Here is an 18,979-nt window from a genome sequence, read left to right as displayed (position 1 = left end):
CCGGTGATCCACTGGCGAGCCGCCGGCCGGCCCGGCCCGGACCGCTTGGATGGAAGGGACCCATTCGGTCCGTCGAGAGAGAACCGCCCATGGCGAACACCTGGCTGCCGCCCGCCGAGTACGTCGACACGCTGCCGAGAGCGACGGCGTACGCCTGCCTCTACTTCACCGACACCGCAGGCCGCCCGCTCCAGCTCAGGGCCACCTACAAGACCCGGCCGTGGCAGTGGCCCGGGGGCAACATGGACCCGGGGGAGACCCCCTGGGAGACCGCCGTGCGCGAGTGCCACGAGGAGACCGGTCTGGTCTTCACCGGCGAGCCGCGCCTCCTCGCCACCCATTTCGTCACGGACCGGGGCGAGGACTGGCCGGCCAACCACATCGGCTTCATCTTCGACGGGGGCGAGCTGACGGACGAGCAGATCGCCGCCGTCGTCCTCGACCCGGAGGAACACAGCGAGTACCGCCTGCGGACCCTGGACGAGTGGGAGCGGGAGATGCACCCGCACGAGTTCGCCCGCCTCGTCGAGATCGACCGGGCGCGCAGGACCGGGTCGACCGTGTACATGGAGACCGGCCTCACCGGAGTGTGAGCGGCACGGGACAAGGGGCCCGTCCGGAGCGACGGGCCCCCACCCGGGCGGTCAGGCCCGGCAGCCCGCGGGGTGGGCGATGTCGACGACGAACCGCTCCGGCGAGTGCAGCCGGAACGTCTTGTACGCGGGCTTGGTGTCGAAGGCGGCTCCGATGGTCACCATGCCCTCGAAGTCGCCGGTGAGCGCGACCCCCTTGAGCGCGGGCAGATGGATCTTCACCAGCCGGGGGCCGTGATAGACGGACCGGCCGGCGTCGTCGTGGGCCGCGGCGGGGGAGAGCCTGATCTCCAGGAAGTACTTCCCTGCCAGCGGGACCCTCTCTCCCGATCCGTCGTAGTGCAGCGAGCGGACCTGATGGACGGTGACCGGGGGCATCTTGCCCCGGACGTCGATCACGAGCCGGTCGAAGGTGGTGTGGCCGCCCCAGCGGGCGTTGACGACCAGGGCCGTGGCCGGGGGCGACGTGCTCAGGGTCGGGGCGTTGGCGGCACCTGCCGGGATCGTGGCGCCGATCCCGGCGGTCAGCAGGATTCCCGCGGCGACGGCCGCGAGGGTGTGGCGGTGATGCATGACGTCCCCCAATTTCTGCTGTTCCGGGGACAGAGGTGTCACTGGCAGAGACATCTGAGGTAATCGTATGGTTCCACCTGATATGAGGTGTATTGCGGATTCTGGGTAAAAATTCGTCATGTGCTGGAGTGCGGCCGCCGACCTCTGGGCGGGTCTCGGGATCAGCGCCGTCGGCGTGGCCTCCCTGGCCTCGGTGCGTCGCCCCGGGGACGTACCGCTCGCCGCCCTGCCCCTGCTCCTCGGCGCCCACCAGATCGTTGAGGCCGCCGTCTGGCACGCCGGCGGCGGCACCGGGCCCGCCACCCTCGCCTGGGCCGTGATCGCCCTCCCCCTGCTGCCCCTCTGGGTGCCCCTCGGCGTCCTGACCGCCGCCCGCCCCGCCGACCGGCCGCGCCTGCTCGTACCCCTCGCCGTAGGCCTCGCGACCACCGCCGTCCTCGCGTACCGCCTCGCCACCCGCCCCGTCTCGGCCGAGATCCGCGGCCACACCCTCGGTTACGCCGTCGACCTGCCGCACGCGCCGCTGGTCCTCGCCGGCTACCTGCTCGCCACCGTCGGCGCCCTGCTCCTCGCCCGCGACCGCCTGCTGCGGATCCTCGGACTGCTCACCGGCCTCGGAGCGGCCGTCTGCGCCCTTCTGTGGCGCACCGAGTTCGTCTCCACCTGGTGCGCCCTCGCGGCGGTGGCCTCGCTGCTGCTGCTCGTCTGGGTGCGCGGGCGGCGACCGGTGGCGTCCGCCGGCGGATCCGAGCCCGGTCGACCGTAACCCGATGGCCTCTCAGTAGTTGACCAGGGCATGAAGAAGCGCAGCATGCTCGCCATCGCCTCCCTCGCCGCAGGCGTCGTCACCGCCCTCGTCACCCCGCCGCCGCAGGCCAGCGCCACGGAGAGCCCCCTGGCCGGCACCACGGGCCTCCTGCAGAGCGACGAGACCGCGACCGTCCTCCACGACACCGTCGAGGGCGCCGAGGGTGCCCTCCAGCAGCAGCAGGGCGGCGGACTGCTCTGACCCCGTGTCCCAGGTGGCGACCGGTGCCCCGGGCTCCCCAGGGAGCGCGGGGCACCGGCACGCCGTGACCCGGGAAGAGGCGGCCCGTGCGCGCGCCGTGCAGGACTAATGACAGGATGTCCCCATGAGCGACAACGTTTACTTCGACATCACCATCAACGACGAGCCCGCGGGCCGTATCGTCTTCAAGCTGTTCGACGAGGTCGTCCCGAAGACGGCGACGAACTTCCGCGAGCTCGCGACCGGCGTGCACGGCTTCGGCTACGCCGGTTCCCCGTTCCACCGCGTCATCCCGCAGTTCATGCTCCAGGGCGGCGACTTCACCCGGGGCAACGGCACCGGCGGCAAGAGCATCTACGGCGAGAAGTTCGAGGACGAGAACTTCAAGCTGAAGCACGACCGCCCGTTCCTGCTCTCCATGGCGAACGCCGGCAAGAACACCAACGGCTCGCAGTTCTTCATCACCACGATCGTCACCGACTGGCTCGACGGCAAGCACGTCGTCTTCGGTGAGGTCGTCGAGGGCCAGGACCTGGTCAAGAAGATCGAGGGCCTCGGCTCCTCCTCCGGCGCCACCAAGGCCACCATCAAGGTCGCCGAGTCCGGCATCGTGAAGGCCTGATCGCCTTTCCGAGCCGAGTGAGGGCCGTGCGCCCCGCTCACCCAGCCGGCCGGGGCGGGGAGCGCGATCCATCGGACGCGCCTCCCCGCCTCCGCCGTCCGGCCCGACGGTGCCGACTCAGGCGAAGGCGAACGCGTTCCGCTCCGCCCACGCCGAGAAGGGCCGGGGCGCCCGCCCGAGCACCCGCTCCACGTCCGGGCTCACCCGCTGCTCCTCGGCACGCGGCTCGCCCATCACCGACAGCATCCCGTCGACGGCCTCCTCCGGCAGGAACCGCACCAGCTGCGCCCTGGCCTCGCCCGCGCTCTGCGGCACGAACTCCACCGGAGCGCCCAGCGCGTCGGCCAGCGCCCGCACCTGCTCGCGGGGAGAGACAGGGGCAGGGCCGGTCAGGACGTACGTCCGCCCCGCGTGCGCCGGGTCCCGCAGCGCGGCGGCCGCGACCTCGGCGATGTCCGCCGGGTCCACCACGGGCAGCGCCACATCGGCGAACGGAGCCATGACGGTACGGGCCGATCGCACCGGCTCCGCCCAGAGGAAGGCGTTGGACGCGAAGCCGCCCGGCCGCAGCACCGTCCAGGCGACGCCCGACTCCCGTACCGCCGCCTCGAACGCCCGCAGAATCTCGTGCGACACCGAATCGGTCCGCGTCCCCACCAACTGCGAGGACTGGAACACGATCCGCCGCACCCCGCAGGCCACCGCCGCCGCCACGATCTCGCGTGGACGCAGCTCGTCACCGAGCCCCCCGACGAGCAGATACACGGCCTCGGCGCCCTCGAACAGCCCCTTGAGGCCGTCGACATCCGCCAGGTCCCCCTGCCGGTGCGCCACACCGGCCGGCAGCCCCTCGGCAGGACGACGGCTCACCGCCGTGACCTCCTCGCCGGCCCGGGCCAGCAGCTCCACCAGCACTCGTCCGACGTTTCCGGTCGCTCCGGTCACCACGATCACAGCTGTTCCCCTCCAGGGAGTCCGTGGCGGAGCGCGAGCGCCCCGCCGTCTTCGTGTCCTCATCCTGGAAGGCGAACTGGCCATCTCCTGGCCAGTTTCGGAAGCGGCTCTCCCGTGATGCTCCGGAGCCTCAGTCCTCCTCGCCGAAACGCCGCTGGAACTTGGCGATCCGGCCCTCCGAGTCCACCGTCCGCGCCGTGCCCGTGTAGAACGGGTGGCTCTCGGAGGAGATCTCGACATCGATCACCGGATACGTGTTGCCGTCGTCCCACTCGATGGTCCGCTCGCTGGTCGCGGTGGACCGGGTCAGGAACGCGTACCCCGCCGAGCGGTCACGGAACACCACGGGGCCGTACTCGGGCTGCTTGTCCTGCTGCACGTGTCCTCCTCGGGCTGCCGCCCTGGCTCGTCCGGCCTGATCGGCACGGCACCTCCAGCCTCCCCGCGCCCATGGCCCCCGACCAGCGCCACGGGGCCGACCGGGTGACGGCCCCGGGGCCGCCCCGCCCGCGCGGGCCGCTCAGCCGCTCTCCGCCCACCGGGCCGCGAGCAGCAGGGCGATGTCGTCCGGCCGGGACGTGGCGGCCCGGGCCTCCCGGATCAGCCGGTCGGCCGTCTCCGGGAGCGCCAGCTCACCGGTCGCGGCGAAGGCACCGCTCAACCGCTCGATGCCCTCGTCGATGTCCTTGCCCGGCTGCTCCACCAGACCGTCCGTGAACAGCGCGAGGACGGCGCCCGGCGCCAGCCGCAGCCGCGTCACCGGATACGAGGCCCGGGCATCGACCCCCAGGACCATCCCGCCCGCCAGGTCCACCTCGTGTGTCGTCCCGTCCGGCCGCCGCAGCAGAGGCTGCGGGTGCCCCGCCCGCACCGCGCGCGCCTCACCCGTCTCCGGGTCGAGGAGGACGTAGCAACAGCTCGCGAACTGGCCGGGGTCCAGATCGATCAGGAGCCGGTTGGTGCCCCGCATCACGTCCTGCGGCCGATGACCGCCCAACGCGAACGCCCGGACGGCGCTGCGCAGCTGCCCCATCGTGGCCGCGGCCGCCACACCGTGGCCCTGCACGTCGCCGATCACCAGGGCGAGCTGTCCCCGGCCCGTCTCGATCACGTCGTACCAGTCGCCGCCCACGTCCATGCCCTGCGTGCCCGGCAGATAGCGGCCCACCGTGTCCACACCGTCCCGCACCGGCAGCCGGTGCGGGAGCAGCGCGTCCTGCAGCCCCCGCGCGACCGCCGACTCCGTGTCGTACCGCTGCGCCCGCTCCAGCGCCTGCGCGATCAGCCCCGCGAGCGCCGTCAGGACGGTCCGCTCCTCCGGACTGAAGCCCCGTGGCGAGTCGAAGCCGAGGATGCAGGACCCCACCGGCCGGCCCGAGGCGATCAGGGGGAGGAAGGCCCGCGCGCCCGAGTGCGCGTCCATCGGAAGGTCCGGATACGCCCGGCCCAGCTGCTCCATGGACTCGAAGAAGAGCGGCCTGCCGGTCGTCAGCGTCTCCACGCCCGGCACATGGGCGTCCAGGGCCACGCCGTCGAAGGGTTCGAGGAATCCCGGCGGGAAGCCCGTCTCCCAGGCCAGGTAGAGACGCCGGTCGCTGAGCAGGTAGATCGCCAACTGCCGTCCGCCGAACGCCGGCAGCAGCTCCTCCGTCACCACCGCCGACACCTGGCGCGCCGTCACCGCCTCGGACAGCGCGATCGCCAGGGCCACCGGCCGGTACAGCGCCGCCGCCCGGTCGCCGGGCGCCGACAGGACGTGCTCCGTGCGCTGTTCGCTCGGCGACGCCGGGGCGAGCGGAGCCGGATCCTCCTCCGGGACCAGCACCATCGTCACCCCGTCCCGGCCGGGGTGGAGCGAGACCGACAGCCACCGGCCGTGCTCGGGATGGGCCAGGAAATGGACGGATTCGCCGGAGAGCAGGGCGGCGCGCAGCTGATCCTCGTGGAGGGGGTTGCCGAACCAGGGGAGTGCCTCCCAGAGCGTCCGCCCCGCCAGCGCCGCTCGCGGCCGGCCCAGCAGGCGTTCCGTGCGCTCGTTGACGTACGTGACGCGCCCCAGCCGGTCGGCGGCCAGGATGGCGCGCGGCAGCCGGTCCGTGGCGTCCGAGCCGACCAGACCCGTACCGAGGTCGACGAGTGTGCCCTCCAGCCGTGCCCCGCTCGTGGACCCGTCGTCCGACGAGGTCCGCCGGGCCCGCGTGGACACCTCGAGGAGGTGCAGGCCGCCGTCCGGACCCTTCAGGCGGATCCGGCGGACCGTCGGCCGCCCGTCCTTCCCCGTCGCATGCCGGGCCGCCGCCCACAGGGCGTAGCCGTCCTCGGGATCCAGCAGGGAGGTCAGCACCTCGATCGAGCAGGGCGAGGAGACACCCGCCCCGAGGACAGTGAGCAGGCCGCCGTCCAGCGTGACCATGCCCGTGTCCAGGTCCCAGGCGAAGGAGCCGAAGCGGACCGGCGGCCCCGAACCGGTGGGCAGCTGCACGCACACCGGGTCGTCGGGCCACTCGACCCTCGTCCCCTGCCGGGACAGGTCGGCCAGGGCCTCGCCGAGCTGGAGCCCGCCCCGGGTCATCCGGCCTCGGTCCCGCGCTTCCACCGGCACCCCGGGGGTCGGCGCGCGCAGCGCCACGAGCACGCCGAAGCGCTCACGGCCGGCGACCACCGGTGCGTACAGCGAGGAGAACGGGAAGGGCAGGCTCGCCACCAGCTGGGGGAAGCGCCTCATGGCCTCCTCGACGTCGGCGAGGTGGACGGACTGCCCGGAGCGGTGCACCTCCGCGATGGGGAAGGGCCGGTTCGCGTGCATGCGCCACCACGGGCGGAACAACGGCCCCGGCAGCCCCACCAGGACCGCCAGCCGCAGCAGGCCCGGGGTGCCGGAGCGCAGATACACCCCGCCCGCGTAGCCCCCGACATCGTCCACCGCGCCGAGCGCCGCCTCCGCGAGGGCCCAGGTCAGCGCGCCGGAAGCCGGCCCGCGGTCGGCTGCGTTCCCGGACGGACGCCCGGTGCCGCCCGTCGGGCCGGGGCCGGACGCGCCGTGCGAGGTCACACAGCCAGCATGCCCCCGATGCGAAAGCACCCGCATCCCGGGCCTGACGCGGTCCTGGATCCCGGACTCGGCTCGCACCCGGAGCGCGGACCCGCCGAGGGCGTGCCTCCGGCCCGACACGCTCCCGCGCGCCCCGGCCGACGGTGTTGACCCCATGCGCCCGCGCCGTCACACTCGGTCGTCGACCGCCGCCACCGGCGCCGGCGGCACGACCTCGCGAGCAGGGGGCACGATGACGGGCCAGGTTCTTCCGTACGACGTACACGGCGAAGGTCCCGGGAGGGCCCTCGTGCTCCACAACTGGTTCGGCGACCGCACCAGCTTCGCTCCGCTGCGCGCCCACCTGGACGGCACCGTCGGCACGTACGCCTTCGTCGACTGCCGGGGCTACGGCGACGCCCTCGACCACGCGGGCGCGTACACCATGGAGGAGGTCGCGGCCGACGCCCTGGCGGTCGCCGACGACCTCGGCTGGGATTCGTTCTCCGTCATCGGCCACTCGATGGGCGGCAAGGCGGCCCAGCTGATGCTCCTCGACGCCCCCGACCGGGTCCGCTCGATCATCGGCGTCTCGCCGGTCTCCGCCGCCGGCTTCCCGCTCGACGGTGAGACCTGGGAGCTCTTCGCCGGAGCCGCCGAGGAACCGGCCAACCGGCGAACGATCATCGACAACACCACCGGCGGCCGCTACGACGACGCCTGGCTGAGCGCGCTGGTCGACCGCTCCCTCACCCGCTCCTCCGCGACGGCCTTCCGCGCCTACCTCGACTCCTGGTCCCGCACCGACTTCCACGAGCGGGTCCGCGACAACCCCACCCCCGTCCTGCTCGTCGTCGGCGCCCACGACCCCGCGCTCGGCACCGAGGCGATGGAGGCCACCTGGCTGCGCTGGTACCCCAACGCGCGCCTCGAAGTGCTCAAGGACGCCGGTCACTACGCCCCGGAGGAGACCCCACAGGCCCTCGCCGAGGCCATCGAGGCCTTCCTCGGCGCCTGAGGCCGTCGAGGCCGGCCGGTCATATCCGAAGGTCGACGGAAGGGACGACTTTCGAGGACTGCGGTGGGGCCCCTCGGCAACGGATCCTCGTGCTCACGACCTCAGGGGACGGCTTCCAGGGACCGTCCACGACCGGCAGGAGCACAACCGATGGGCCTCGCACAGTCGCAGCACCGCTTTCTCGTCCGGCAGAAGGTGACGCTCATGGCCAACCGCTACCTGGTGCACACCGTGGGCCCGGACGGTGAGGAGGCCGAACTCGTCGCCTTCGCCCACCAGAAGAGGATGGCCTTCAAGGAGCACGTCACCTTCTACACGGACGAGTCCCAGCGCCAGGTGCTGTTCACCTTCAAGGCCCGTCAGGTCATCGACCTCGGCGCGACGTACGACGTGGTCGGCGCCTCCGGCACCCGACTGGGCAGCTTCCGGAAGAACTTCGGCGCGTCCTTGCTGCGCAGCACCTGGCACCTGAGCCGGGCGGGCGAGGAGCGGGAAGCCACGGGGCAGGAGCGGAACGAGGCCGTGGCGCTGCTCCGGCGGGCCTGGGAGTTCCTGCCCTTCACGGATTTCGTTCCGTTCATCGTGCCGTACCACTTCGACTTCGCCGAGGGCGGGCGCTCCGTCATGTCGGTCGACAAGCTGTTCGGGATCAGGGACCGGTACGTGCTCGACATAGCCGACCCGGAGCTCGACCGGCGCCTCGCCATAGCCCAGGCCGTGGCCCTGGACGCCCTGCAGTCCCGCTGACCGGGCCGCCACGGGCCGGCGGTGGCGCCCGTCGGGTCGGGGAGGTCCGTCGACCGAGGCGACCCGTCTACCCTGGAGAGACGGGCCGGGACGGGCACACCGTTCCTCCCGCGCCCGAGCCGCGCAGGCGGAAGGGCGGCGGACCATGTTCTTCAGCGATCGCACCGACGCGGGGCGGCAGCTCGCCGCCCGGCTCGACCACCTCAAGGGCCATGACGTCGTGGTCCTCGGGCTGCCACGGGGTGGCGTGCCGGTGGCGGCGGAGGTCGCCGGCACCCTCGACGCTCCTCTCGACATCTGTCTCGTACGGAAGCTCGGCGTGCCCCACCAGCCGGAGCTCGCCATGGGAGCGCTGGGGGAGGGCGGTGTGCGCGTGCTGAACGAGCGGGTGCTCCGGGAGACCCGCGTGGGCGATCGTGACCTCGCCGCCGTGGAGGAGCGGGAGCTCGCCGAGCTCGACCAGCGCGCACTCCGCTACCGGGGCAGCCGGGCGTCCGTGCCCCTCGACGGGCGGACGGTCGTCGTGGTCGACGACGGGCTGGCCACGGGTGCGACGGCGCTGGCGGCCTGCCGGGTGGTACGGGCCCGGGGCGCGGCGCGGATCGTCCTCGCGGTCCCGGTGGCACCGCGTGGCTGGACGGCCCGGCTGGGCGGCGAGGCCGACGAGACCGTCAGTGTGCACGCGCCGGAGCTCTTCTTCGCGATCGGGCAGTTCTACCGGGACTTCTCGCAGACCCCGGACGCCGAGGTCATCGCCTGTCTGGAGCGGAACAGGGCCGCGCGGGTCCCGGTCGTGCAGGACGTGGACGTGCGGATCCCGGTCGCCGACGTCACCCTCGGCGGGCGGCTCGCGGTGCCCGAGGACGCGGGCGGCATCGTCCTGTTCGCGCACGGCAGCGGCAGCAGCCGCCACAGTCCCCGGAACCGGGCGGTCGCCGCGGCGCTCAACCGGTCGGGCCTCGGGACGCTGCTCTTCGACCTGCTGACCGAGACGGAGGCGACGGACCGGGCCCATGTCTTCGACACGCCGCTTCTCGCCGGGCGGCTGGCCGGGGCCACGGAGTGGCTGGCCGGGCGCCCCGAGAGCACCGGTCTCCCGCTCGGGTACTTCGGCGCGAGCACCGGCGCGGCCGCCGCGCTGTGGGCGGCGGGCGATCCCGCGTCCCCGGTGGGCGCCGTCGTCTCGCGCGGCGGCAGGCCGGACCTCGCGGCCGAGCACCTGGCCGCGGTGCGAGCCCCGACGCTCCTGGTGGTGGGCGGCGCGGACGCGCTGGTCCTGGACCTCAACCGGCGGGCCCTGGCCATGTTGCGCTGTGAGAACAGGCTCGCCGTCGTGGGAGGCGCCGGACACCTCTTCGAGGAGCCCGGCGCCCTGGAGGAGGTGGCGGACCTCGCCACCTCCTGGTTCGCCGAGCACTTCCGGCGTGCGTCAGGGATCAGTAGGCCGAGTTGACGTTGTCGATGGAGCCGTAGCGGTCGGCCGCGTAGTTGCAGGCGGCGGTGATGTTGGCGACCGGGTCGAACAGGTCCATGGACGTGCCGGGCACGTGGTAGGCGAGGAACGTCGGCTCGATGACCTGGAGCAGGCCCTTCGAGGGGGTGCCGGCGACGGCGTTGGAGTCCCACAGGTTGATGGCCTGGGGGTTTCCGGACGACTCGCGCATGATGTTGCGGTGGATCCCGTCGTAGGAACCGGGGATGCCGTGCTGGCCCATGATGGCCAGCGACTCCCGGATCCAGCCGTCGAGGTTGTCGGCGTAGTTCGTGGCGGCGATCGGGGCCGCCTTGACGGCGGCGGCGGGGGCGGCGGCGACGGCCGCGGCGGCGGAGGCGCCCGTGCCGGTGGCGACGGCAGGGGTGGCCGACCGGTGCTCGGAGCGGCTCGCCCGCTCGGTCGTCGCGGACTTCTTGGCCTTCGCCTGCGCGGGGACGGCCTTCGCGGAACCCTGACGAATGGTCAGTTCGAGGCCGGGGTGAATGAGTGACGGATTGTCACCCACGGTGCTCTTGTTCGCGTGGTAAAGGCTCTTCCAGCCGCCCTGAATTCCCTTCTTGTGGGCGATCAGGGAAAGCGAGTCACCCTGCACGACGGTGTAGGTGCGCGCGGCGGCCGGGGCGGCGGGAGCCTTGGCCGCGACCGGCGCGGCGGGAGCGGCGAAGGTCTGGACGGCGATCTCGGGGGCGCCGGAAGCGGGCGCGGCGCCGGCGACGGCCGGGGCGATCAGCGGCAGGGTCAGTGCGGCGCCACCGGTTCCGACCAGGGCGAGGCCGCGAGAGACGTGGCCGAGGCGGGGGCGACGGTGCTTACCGTGAGCAGGCATGACGGTTTCCTCTCCGGCGCCTGCGGGGTGAGCTGTCGGGTTCGGACGGGAGATGTCCGGCCGCGCGCACGCGGCTTCACCCCGAGCCGTTCCGGATTCCGGACCGGCGTATTCGTGGGTCCCCCGCTCCTGCCGTCGGGTGAAAAGGGAGGTTTACCGAGCGGCGGCAGGATTGGGCGTTCCGCTCGAATGGAGGTGACCGTAGGCCAGTAATGCGACGGATAACAAGGGGAGTGGGTCGCGGGTATCCGGAAATGGATCACGGAATTCAGGGAATTCAAGATCGATGCAGTGCGCGGGGCGTTGAACTTCCTTGCCCGGTACGGGGTGGGGGAGCGTGTGGCCGGGTGGCCGGGGCGGACGAGTGAGTCGCGTCACCCGGAGTGCAATGTCCGAATATGGGCTGTAATTCCGAAGAAGGTAATTGGGGCGGAAATCCCCGCCATGGCGCCCTGGAGGGTGTGACGCTCCGAGCGAGGTCAAAAGTCGCAAAACAGACATTCTTCTTGAAAGATGGAGGGAGTCGACCCAGGAGAGACCCCATGCCGCCTTCCGCCGCCCTGCTCAGCCCCGACTCCCTCGACCGCGAGGCGGCCGCCCTCTTCGAGAGCGCCACCTGGCAGCGGATCGTCACGGACTGGACCGCCCCGGAAGTGCCGGTGCCGCCCGCCCCCGGGCGGCCCGCACCGGCGGAGGAGGGCTGGCGGGCGCTGCTCAGCGTGCCGGTGGACCGGCTCGTGGCCGACGCGCTCGCCGCCCTGCCGCCGGAGCTCCCCGCCGAGCGCGGGATCCCGGGACGGCTCGGAGCCGTCCTGCCCGACCGGCTGCACTCCTGGCGCCGCATCGGCCAGGCCGAGCTGCGCCCCTCGGTCCATCTCGGCTACGCGCGCCTGGTGCTCACCGAGTGGGGCTGGCAGAACGCCCCGTACAAGCTGCGTGACGCGCGGGGCGCCCGGTGCGTCTGCGGGGCCCTCCTCGCCACCCACCGGCTCGGTTACGGCGGCGCGGACACCATGAACGAGGCGGCCGCCTGGATCATGACCGAGCTCCGGTCACGGGGGTGGCAGGGGCTGATCGGGCCGTGGAACCGGGCCCCCGGGCGTACGGCCGCCGACGCGGTGGCCCTCCTCGACGCCACGGTCCGCCGTGCCGCGCACGCCGGCCGCTGACGCCGTGAGCCGATCCGGGCGGCGACCGGAGGGTCGCCGCCCGGCGCTCGGGGAACGGTCAGCCGCTGACGCTCGCGGCTCCGGTCTCGATGTGGCCGGTGTACCGGCGCGACCAGGTCCCGTCGATGTCGGCGAGGATGGTGAAGTCGTACCAGCCGCCGTTGTACGCCACCGCGTTGAAGAAGTCCTCGCGACTGGAGTTCGCCGGCACCGTGTACGTCCACGGACCGTCCGAGCGGTAGGCGTTCGAGCGGATCGTGAAGGTGACCGGGCCGGCCGAGGTGTTGGTCATCCTGAACCACAGGGCCGTCTTGCCCGTCCCCGTCTCGGGCGCGAACCGGGCGGTCACCTCGACGGCCTTGCCGGCCTTGGAGGCGTCCCCGATGAAGCGGCGCAGGAAGCGGTTGGGGCCCATCATCGAGATGTCGTACTTCCCCGACCCCGACCCCAGGCCGATGTTGAAGTAGTCGGAGGCCGTGCCGCCGGGATCGACGGTGTACTGCCAGGCGGCCGTGTCCCGGTACTGGTGCGGGTGGATCGAGAAGTGCGCCGGCCGCTTGGCCTCCGCGCCCTGGTTCGTCATCGAGAACCAGGCCAGGATCTTGCCCGCGGCGCCGAACTCGAACCGGTCGAGGTTGCCGTTCACCTGGTACGGCAGGGCGCGCGCAGGGCGGGTGCCGGCCTCCTGCGCGGGCAGCGCGTTGTTCTGGGGGGCCGGGTTGGGCAGCGGGCCGCAGGTGGCCTGGCCGATCACCTTCGCCGTGGAGGGGAGGCCGGCGGGCACTCCGTACACCGGGTGGGCGAAGTCGAAGACCCCGGTCAGGTCGCCCGTGACCTTGCGTCGCCAGGCGCTGATGTTGGGGCAGGTGGCCGGGGTGCCGAGGGCCGCCGTCCAGGTCTCCATGAAGCGCAGCACCGAGGTGTGGTCGAAGACCTCGGAGCTCACCCAGCCGCCCCGGGTCCACGGGGACATGACAATCATGGGGACGCGGAAACCCAGGCCGATCGGCACGCCGTCGAGGTACTCCCCGGCGGTGCCCGGAGGGGCGACCGGCGGCGGCACGTGGTCGAAGAAGCCGTCGTTCTCGTCGTAGTTGAGGAACAGCACCGTGGAGTCGAACACCGCGGCGTCGGCGGCCAGCGCGCGGTAGACGAGATCGACGAAGTGGGCGCCGTCGCCCGGAGGGGCGTACGGGTGCTCGGAGAAGGCCTCGTTGGCGACCACCCACGACACCTGGGGCAGGGTCCCGCCGACGACGTCGGCCCGGATCGCCGCGGCGATGTCGTCCGGCGTCGAGCCGGTCACCTTGGGGACCGAGCCCATGCCCCGGTCGTACAGCGGGTCCCCGGGCCGTGCGTCGGTGAACTTCTTGAAGTACGCGAGGCCGTTGTCGCCGTAGTTGTCCTGGGCGTTCTGGTAGACCTTCCAGCTCACCCCGGCGCGCTGGAGCGCCTCGGCGTACGTCTCCCAGGTCAGGCCCGACTCGTCGCCGCCGTCCTTGCTGGAGCCGTCGATCTTCCCGCTCCACAGGAAGGTGCGGTTGGGGCCCGTGGCGCTCAGCGTGGAGCAGAAGTACGCGTCGCAGATCGTGTAGTGGTCGGCGAGCGCGTGGTGGAAGGGGATGTCGCCGCGGTCGAGGTGCCCGAGCGACCGGGTGTTGCCCACGCCCGTCACCCAGTTGTCGAGGCGTCCCTTGTTCCAGGCGGCGTGCTGCGAGGTCCAGCTGTGCGGGAGGTCGCCGTTGCACTGCGCGAGGGTCTCGCCGTCGACGCCGCCGGCGGGCGGGGTGTCGCTGAGCTTCCAGGGGTACTGGCGGCCGCCCCAGTTGGGCTGGTTGAACATGCCCCAGCCGCCGGGGATGTTGCCGGCCGCGCGGTCGGCGAAGCCCCGTACGCCGCGCAGCGTGCCGAAGTAGTGGTCGAAGCTGCGGTTCTCCTGCATGAGGATCACCACGTGCTTCACGTCCGTGAGCGTGCCGGTCGCGGTGCGCGCGGCGGCCGACGCCTGGACCGGCGGCAGCGCGGCCCCCGCCATGAGCCCCGCGCCGATCCCGACGAATCCCCTGCGGCTGATGGGAATCATGCCCCGCCTCTCCTGTCACGGTGTGCCCCAACGGCACGTCGGAGACATGATGGGGGAGAGGAGCTTAAAGGTATACAGCCGCGCGGTAATTAGTGTGTGAACACGCAGAGGCCTTGTGATACCGGGCCATCGATTGGTCCGACTTCAGACCAATGATTCAGACGGTGAGAACCTTCACTCCGGCTTCGGTGAGCTGCGCAACCGTCTCCTGGGCGATGCCCGCATCCGTCACCAGCAGATCGATCCGGTCCAGACCGCAGATCCGTGCGAACGCCCGGCGGCCCATCTTCGAGGAGTCGGTCACCACGACCACCCGGCTCGCGCGCTCCGCGAAGAGCCGGCTGATGCTCGCCTCGTCCTCCTGGTGCGCCATCACGCCGAGTTCGGGGTCGACCCCGTCGACCCCGAGCACCACCACGTCGAGCACGACCTCGTTGAGCACCCCGACCGTCAGCGGGCCCACCAGCTCGTACGTCTGGGGGCGGGCGACACCCCCCGTGGTGACGATCTTGATCTGTGGGCGCACCGCGAGTTCGCCCGCGATGTTGAGGGCGTTGGTGACCACGGTCAGCGCGGGTCCGGCCGACACCGCAGCTCCCGGGGCCTCGGCCCTGCCGCTCGCGAACCGCAGCGCGAGCGCCCGGGCGACCTCCGTCGTCGTCGTCCCCCCGTTGAGTCCGACGACCTCGCCGGGTGCGACCAGATCCGCCACCGCCTCGGCGATCCGCCGCTTCTCCGGCGCGTGCCGCGTCGACTTGTACCGCAGCGGCAGTTCGTACGAGACCCCGTGCACCACCGCCCCGCCCCGCGTCCGTACGAGGAGCTGCTGCTCGGCGAGCTCGTCGAGGTCCCGGCGGATCGTGGCGGCGGAGACGTCGAGGGCCGTCGCCGCCTCCTCGACCTCCAGCTTCCCCGAGGCCGCAAGCAGCTCCAGGAGCGTGTTCCACCGCTCGTGCTTGGACATGGGTCCCTCCCTCCGTCGGGGGCGCGCCCGCATGACCACCCCGCTCGTGCGCGCGTCCGATTCTAGCCGTCGGCGGGTGCGGGATCTGGCAAGAGGATGCTTGTTTCTGCTTGAATGGGCGTGTCTTCAAGCAATTTCCATCATCATCGCGCACTCTTCTTGCAAGGAGATCGGCATGACCACCACCCGCACCGCCGTGGAGATCGCCTCCCAGCCGGCGACCTGGCGCCAGGCGGCCCGCACCCTGTCCCAGCACGTCGCGGCCCTTCCTCGCCGAGGCGAGCGGGTCGCGGTGATCGGCTGCGGCACCTCCTGGTTCATGGCCCTCGCCTACGCCGAGCTGCGCGAGTCCGGCGGCCACGGCGAGACCGACGCCTTCGCGGCCTCCGAGTTCCCCTACGGCCGCCGCTACGACCGGGTCGTGGCCATCACCCGCTCCGGCACCACCAGCGAGGTCCTCGCCGTCCTGTCCCGGCTCCGCGGCACGGTCCCCACCGGCGCGATCACGGCGGACCCCACGACCCCGGTGATGGACCTCGCCGACGAGGTCGCCGTCCTCGACTTCGCCGACGAGGAGTCCGTCGTCCAGACCCGCTTCGCGACCACCGTGCTCGCGCTGTTCCGCGCGCACCTGGAGTCCGAGGACGCCCTCCCCGAGGGACTCGCCTCCGTCGAGGACGCCGCCCGCGACGCCGAGCAGGCCCTCATCTCCCCGCTCGACGAGAGCGTGCGCACGGCCGAGCAGTTCACCTTCCTCGGCACCGGCTGGACCTACGGACTCGCCCTGGAGGCAGGTCTGAAGATGCGCGAGGCGGCCGGCGCCTGGACCGAGGCGTACCCCGCCATGGAGTACCGCCACGGCCCCATCAGCATCACCGGCCCCGGCCGGGTGACCTGGGGCTTCGGCGCCCTGCCCGCCGGACTCGCGGACGAGGTGCGCAAGGTCGGCGGCACCCTCGCCGAGAGCGACCTCGACCCGCTCGCCGACCTCGTCCGCGCCCAGCGTCTCGCCGTCGCGGTCGCCGAGGCCCAGGGGCTGAACCCGGACACCCCCCGGAACCTCACCCGCTCCGTCGTCCTCACCGACGTCCATGCCTGACCTCCGCCCCGCACCCGTTCACCACCCGGGAGAAGCATCATGCCGCTGACGCCCACCGACGAGATCGTCCGCCGCGCCCGCGCCGCGGGCACGGGGGTGGGGGCGTTCAACGTCCTCCAGCTCGAACACGCCCAGGCCATCGTGGCCGGCGCCGAGAACGCCGACCGGCCGGTCGTCCTCCAGATCAGCGAGAACACCGTCCGCTACCACGGAGCCCTGGAGCCGGTCGCGCTCGCCTCCCTGGCCGTCGCCCGCGCCGCCAAGACACCCGTCGCCGTGCACCTCGACCACGCCGAGAACCCCGATCTGGTCCGCGAGGCCGTCGCCCTCGGCCTGGGCTCGGTCATGTTCGACGCCTCGAAGCTCCCGTACGCGGAGAACGTCGCCGCCACCCGCGAGGTCGTGGAGTACTGCCACAGCCACGGAGTCTGGGTCGAGGCCGAACTCGGAGAGGTCGGCGGCAAGGGCGGCGCCCACACGCCGGGCGTGCGCACGGACCCCGAGGAGGCCCGCGCCTTCGTCGCCGCCACCGGCGTCGACGCCCTCGCGGTGGCGGTCGGCAGCGCCCACCAGATGGTGACCCGCGACGCCGTCCTCGACCTCGACCTGATCGCCCGGCTGCGGGCGGCGGTGGACGTTCCGCTCGTCCTGCACGGCTCCTCGGGCGTCTCGGACCCGCACCTCACCGAGGCGGTCACGGCGGGCATGACCAAGGTGAACGTGTCCACGCACCTGAACAAGGCCTTCACCCAGGCCGTCCGCACCCACCTGGCCGAGCACCCCACCACGGTCGACCCGCGCCACTACCTGAACCCGGCCCGCGCGGCCGTGGCCCACGAGGTCGCCCACCTCCTGGCGGTCCTGTCGCCGTGACGGGCCCGCGGGCGTGACGCCCGTCCGGGTCCGGCCCCCGCCCGCTCAGACCTCCTGAAGCGCCGTCAGAAGGTCCCGCACGGCGGGCAGGGCCAGGGAGGACTCCCGTACCGCGGCGTGGATCGCGCGGACCGGCTCGGGGCCGCGGACCTTGCGGACCACCACGTTCGGGTGGCGGCTGCCGAGGCCCATCAGAGGGATCAGACTGATCCCGAGACCGGCCGCGACGAAGCCCTGCGCGGTGGCGTACTCCTCGCACTCCACGGCGATGTCCGGGGTGAACCCCGCCGCCGCGCAGGCGTCGAGCACGGCGTCGAGGCAGGGGCCCGCGCGCTCGCTGCCGACCCATGGCTCCGCGGCCAGGTCCGCCAGGTCGACGGCGCCCCGACGGCCGGCGAGCCGGTGGCCCCTGGGAAGCACGGCGCGGTACGGGTCGTCGACCAGATGGACGAGCCGGAGACCGTCGCCGGACGTCTCCGGGCCGCCCCGGGGCCGCACGAGGAGGGTGAGGTCCGCCTCCGCGTCGGGGGCGCCGTCGCCGATCCTCAGGTCGACCCGTACGCCCGGGTGTTCCGCACGGAAGCGGGCCAGGGCGGGCGCGACCAGGTCGGCGCCCGCGGTGGCGAAGTAGCGCACCGCGATCTGCCCGGTGCGGCCCGCCCTGAGATCGGCGAGCGCCGTCTCCGCCTCGGCGACCTGACGCCCGATGACGGCGGCGTGCTCGGTGAGCAGCCGCCCGGCGGCGGTCGGCCGTACGCCCCGGCCGAAGCGTTCGAGCAGCTCGATGCCGGCCTCCTTCTCCAGTGCGGCGATCTGCTGACTCACGGCCGAGGGGGTGTAGCCGAGATGGCCGGCGGCGGCCGTCACGGAGCCACTGGCGACGACGGCCCGGAGCACCTGCATGCGTCTCACGTCCAGCATGTAGCAGAGCTTAACGCTCGATGAACGATCCTTCGCTTGTCCTGTCGGCTCGGGACCGGGACCGTGGAGGGCATGACTTCGGCGATACGCATGGGCGTACTGGCCCTGCTCTGGGGCTCCGGTTTCCTCTGGATCAAGATCTCCCTCAACGAGAGCCTCACCCCGGGGTGGATCACCTTCGTACGGTGCCTCCTCGGCGCGGGGGTCCTCCTCGCGCTCGCGCACGGAGCCGGGCAGCGGCTGCCGCGGGACCGCGGCACCTGGGGGCGCCTCGTGATCGCCGCCTTCCTCTGCAACGCGCTGCCCTTCCTGCTCTTCTCCGTCGGAGAGCAGACCGTCGACAGCGGAGTGGCGGGCGTCCTGAACGCCACCACCCCGCTCTGGTCCCTCCTCATCGGCCTCGGTCTCGGTACGGAACGTCCGCTGCGCCCCGCGCGGCTCGGCGGACTCGCCCTCGGCTTCACCGGCGTCCTGCTGATCTTCGCGCCCTGGAGCGCCGGCGCCGGTCTCATGACCTGGGGAGCGCTCGCGCTCCTCGGCGCCTCCGTGAGCTACGCGGCGGCCTTCGCGTACATGGCGCGTCGGCTCACCGACCGGGGCACCGCACCCCTGGCCCTCTCCGCCGCGCAACTCCTCACGGCGACCGCCCTCAGTACGCCCGCCCTGGCGGCCGGCGGCCCGGAGAGGGTGACCGCGACGGGACTGCTCGCGCTCCTCGTCCTGGGCGTCTTCGCGACCGGGCTCACCTTCCACCTCAACTACCGGATGATCGCCGAGGAAGGCCCCATCAGCGCCGCCACCGTCGGCTACCTGCTGCCGGTGGTCTCCGTGACCCTGGGCGCCCTGGTGCTCCACGAACCGCTGACCGCCCGGGTGCTGACGGGCATGGCGGTCGTCCTCGTCGGCGTGGGCCTGACCCGCACCCGGACGCGGCCCACCGGGTGCCCCGCCCCGTCCGCGGCCGACGAGCCGGCCGGGACGTCCCCCGTGCGACCGTGACAC

The 18,979-nt window shown here is 72.7% G+C and carries 19 protein-coding genes and 1 riboswitch; of the genes, 11 read left to right on the top strand and 8 right to left on the bottom strand.

Annotated elements, in window-relative coordinates:
• Positions 1-89: 89 nt before the first annotated feature.
• On the top strand, positions 90-593 hold the full coding sequence (locus IE237_RS07960) for an NUDIX domain-containing protein (RefSeq protein WP_189801090.1): 504 nt from the start codon (positions 90-92) through the stop codon (positions 591-593).
• 51 nt (positions 594-644) lie between these two features.
• Here IE237_RS07960 and IE237_RS07955 read toward each other — a convergent pair whose 3' ends face one another.
• Positions 645-1,166: an AMIN-like domain-containing (lipo)protein gene (locus IE237_RS07955; RefSeq protein WP_189801089.1), complete on the bottom strand. Its 522-nt coding sequence runs from the start codon at positions 1,164-1,166 to the stop codon at positions 645-647.
• A 118-nt stretch (positions 1,167-1,284) separates the two neighbouring features.
• Between IE237_RS07955 and IE237_RS07950 the strand changes: the two genes are divergently transcribed.
• The 3 genes from IE237_RS07950 (at position 1,285) to IE237_RS07940 (ending at position 2,797) form a co-directional block, all read left to right on the top strand.
• Complete coding sequence (locus IE237_RS07950) at positions 1,285-1,932, top strand: DUF6629 family protein (protein ID WP_189801088.1); 648 nt, start codon at positions 1,285-1,287, stop codon at positions 1,930-1,932.
• Between the two features lie 30 nt (positions 1,933-1,962).
• Entirely contained in the window at positions 1,963-2,175 is a 213-nt protein-coding gene (locus IE237_RS07945; protein ID WP_229842427.1) for a hypothetical protein, read from the top strand.
• Between the two features lie 124 nt (positions 2,176-2,299).
• Positions 2,300-2,797: a peptidylprolyl isomerase gene (locus IE237_RS07940; RefSeq protein WP_189801087.1), complete on the top strand. Its 498-nt coding sequence runs from the start codon at positions 2,300-2,302 to the stop codon at positions 2,795-2,797.
• Between the two features lie 117 nt (positions 2,798-2,914).
• On the opposite strand, the gene IE237_RS07935 is transcribed toward IE237_RS07940, so the two are convergent.
• The 3 genes from IE237_RS07935 to IE237_RS07925 all read right to left on the bottom strand — a co-directional run bounded on the left by IE237_RS07935 (position 2,915) and on the right by IE237_RS07925 (position 6,803).
• Entirely contained in the window at positions 2,915-3,751 is an 837-nt protein-coding gene (locus IE237_RS07935) for an NAD(P)H-binding protein (protein WP_189801086.1), read from the bottom strand.
• Positions 3,752-3,881: 130 nt separating this feature from the next.
• Positions 3,882-4,130 carry a type B 50S ribosomal protein L31 gene (locus tag IE237_RS07930; RefSeq protein ID WP_189801085.1) on the bottom strand — a complete coding sequence of 83 codons (249 nt, stop codon included), beginning with the start codon at positions 4,128-4,130 and terminating at the stop codon, positions 3,882-3,884.
• Positions 4,131-4,271: 141 nt separating this feature from the next.
• Positions 4,272-6,803, bottom strand: a complete 2,532-nt coding sequence (locus tag IE237_RS07925) for a SpoIIE family protein phosphatase (RefSeq protein ID WP_229842425.1) — start codon at positions 6,801-6,803, stop codon at positions 4,272-4,274.
• Between the two features lie 232 nt (positions 6,804-7,035).
• Between IE237_RS07925 and IE237_RS07920 the strand changes: the two genes are divergently transcribed.
• The 3 genes from IE237_RS07920 (at position 7,036) to IE237_RS07910 (ending at position 10,000) form a co-directional block, all read left to right on the top strand.
• Positions 7,036-7,800 carry an alpha/beta fold hydrolase gene (locus IE237_RS07920; RefSeq protein ID WP_189801084.1) on the top strand — a complete coding sequence of 255 codons (765 nt, stop codon included), beginning with the start codon at positions 7,036-7,038 and terminating at the stop codon, positions 7,798-7,800.
• 150 nt (positions 7,801-7,950) lie between these two features.
• Positions 7,951-8,547 carry an LURP-one-related family protein gene (locus tag IE237_RS07915; protein ID WP_189801083.1) on the top strand — a complete coding sequence of 199 codons (597 nt, stop codon included), beginning with the start codon at positions 7,951-7,953 and terminating at the stop codon, positions 8,545-8,547.
• A 145-nt stretch (positions 8,548-8,692) separates the two neighbouring features.
• Positions 8,693-10,000, top strand: a complete 1,308-nt coding sequence (locus tag IE237_RS07910) for a phosphoribosyltransferase family protein (RefSeq protein ID WP_189801082.1) — start codon at positions 8,693-8,695, stop codon at positions 9,998-10,000.
• Here the strand turns inward: IE237_RS07910 and IE237_RS07905 are convergent.
• The gene (locus IE237_RS07905; protein ID WP_189801081.1) at positions 9,984-10,868 is read right to left on the bottom strand and encodes a LysM peptidoglycan-binding domain-containing protein; all 885 of its coding nucleotides are present in this window, start codon (positions 10,866-10,868) and stop codon (positions 9,984-9,986) included. The genes IE237_RS07910 and IE237_RS07905 overlap by 17 nt on opposite strands.
• A gap of 2 nt (positions 10,869-10,870) precedes the next feature.
• Positions 10,871-11,029: riboswitch (cyclic di-AMP (ydaO/yuaA leader) on the bottom strand.
• Positions 11,030-11,410: 381 nt separating this feature from the next.
• On the opposite strand from IE237_RS07905, the gene IE237_RS07900 reads away from it, so the two are divergent.
• Positions 11,411-12,037: a DUF6197 family protein gene (locus IE237_RS07900; RefSeq protein WP_189801080.1), complete on the top strand. Its 627-nt coding sequence runs from the start codon at positions 11,411-11,413 to the stop codon at positions 12,035-12,037.
• A gap of 58 nt (positions 12,038-12,095) precedes the next feature.
• Here IE237_RS07900 and IE237_RS07895 read toward each other — a convergent pair whose 3' ends face one another.
• Positions 12,096-14,120 carry a phosphocholine-specific phospholipase C gene (locus IE237_RS07895; protein WP_189801079.1) on the bottom strand — a complete coding sequence of 675 codons (2,025 nt, stop codon included), beginning with the start codon at positions 14,118-14,120 and terminating at the stop codon, positions 12,096-12,098.
• Positions 14,121-14,277: 157 nt separating this feature from the next.
• Positions 14,278-15,084 carry a DeoR/GlpR family DNA-binding transcription regulator gene (locus IE237_RS07890; protein WP_189801078.1) on the bottom strand — a complete coding sequence of 269 codons (807 nt, stop codon included), beginning with the start codon at positions 15,082-15,084 and terminating at the stop codon, positions 14,278-14,280.
• A 175-nt stretch (positions 15,085-15,259) separates the two neighbouring features.
• Between IE237_RS07890 and IE237_RS07885 the strand changes: the two genes are divergently transcribed.
• Both IE237_RS07885 and IE237_RS07880 read left to right on the top strand, forming a co-directional pair.
• Positions 15,260-16,183, top strand: a complete 924-nt coding sequence (locus IE237_RS07885; protein WP_189801077.1) for an SIS domain-containing protein — start codon at positions 15,260-15,262, stop codon at positions 16,181-16,183.
• Positions 16,184-16,222: 39 nt separating this feature from the next.
• A complete protein-coding gene (locus IE237_RS07880) occupies positions 16,223-17,056 on the top strand; it encodes a class II fructose-bisphosphate aldolase (protein WP_189801076.1) in 834 nt (277 codons plus the stop codon).
• A gap of 45 nt (positions 17,057-17,101) precedes the next feature.
• Here the strand turns inward: IE237_RS07880 and IE237_RS07875 are convergent, their stop codons facing one another.
• On the bottom strand, positions 17,102-17,977 hold the full coding sequence (locus IE237_RS07875; RefSeq protein WP_189801075.1) for a LysR family transcriptional regulator: 876 nt from the start codon (positions 17,975-17,977) through the stop codon (positions 17,102-17,104).
• Between the two features lie 72 nt (positions 17,978-18,049).
• On the opposite strand from IE237_RS07875, the gene IE237_RS07870 reads away from it, so the two are divergent.
• Positions 18,050-18,976: a DMT family transporter gene (locus IE237_RS07870; RefSeq protein WP_229842423.1), complete on the top strand. Its 927-nt coding sequence runs from the start codon at positions 18,050-18,052 to the stop codon at positions 18,974-18,976.
• Positions 18,977-18,979: the final 3 nt, after the last annotated feature.

The sequence above is a fragment of the Streptomyces tanashiensis genome, assembly GCF_014648895.1.
In the GTDB taxonomy this organism is placed as follows: Bacteria; Actinomycetota; Actinomycetes; order Streptomycetales; family Streptomycetaceae; genus Streptomyces; species Streptomyces tanashiensis.
Note: the sequence above shows the minus strand (reverse complement) of the source record. Positions and strands in the feature narration are given on the sequence as shown.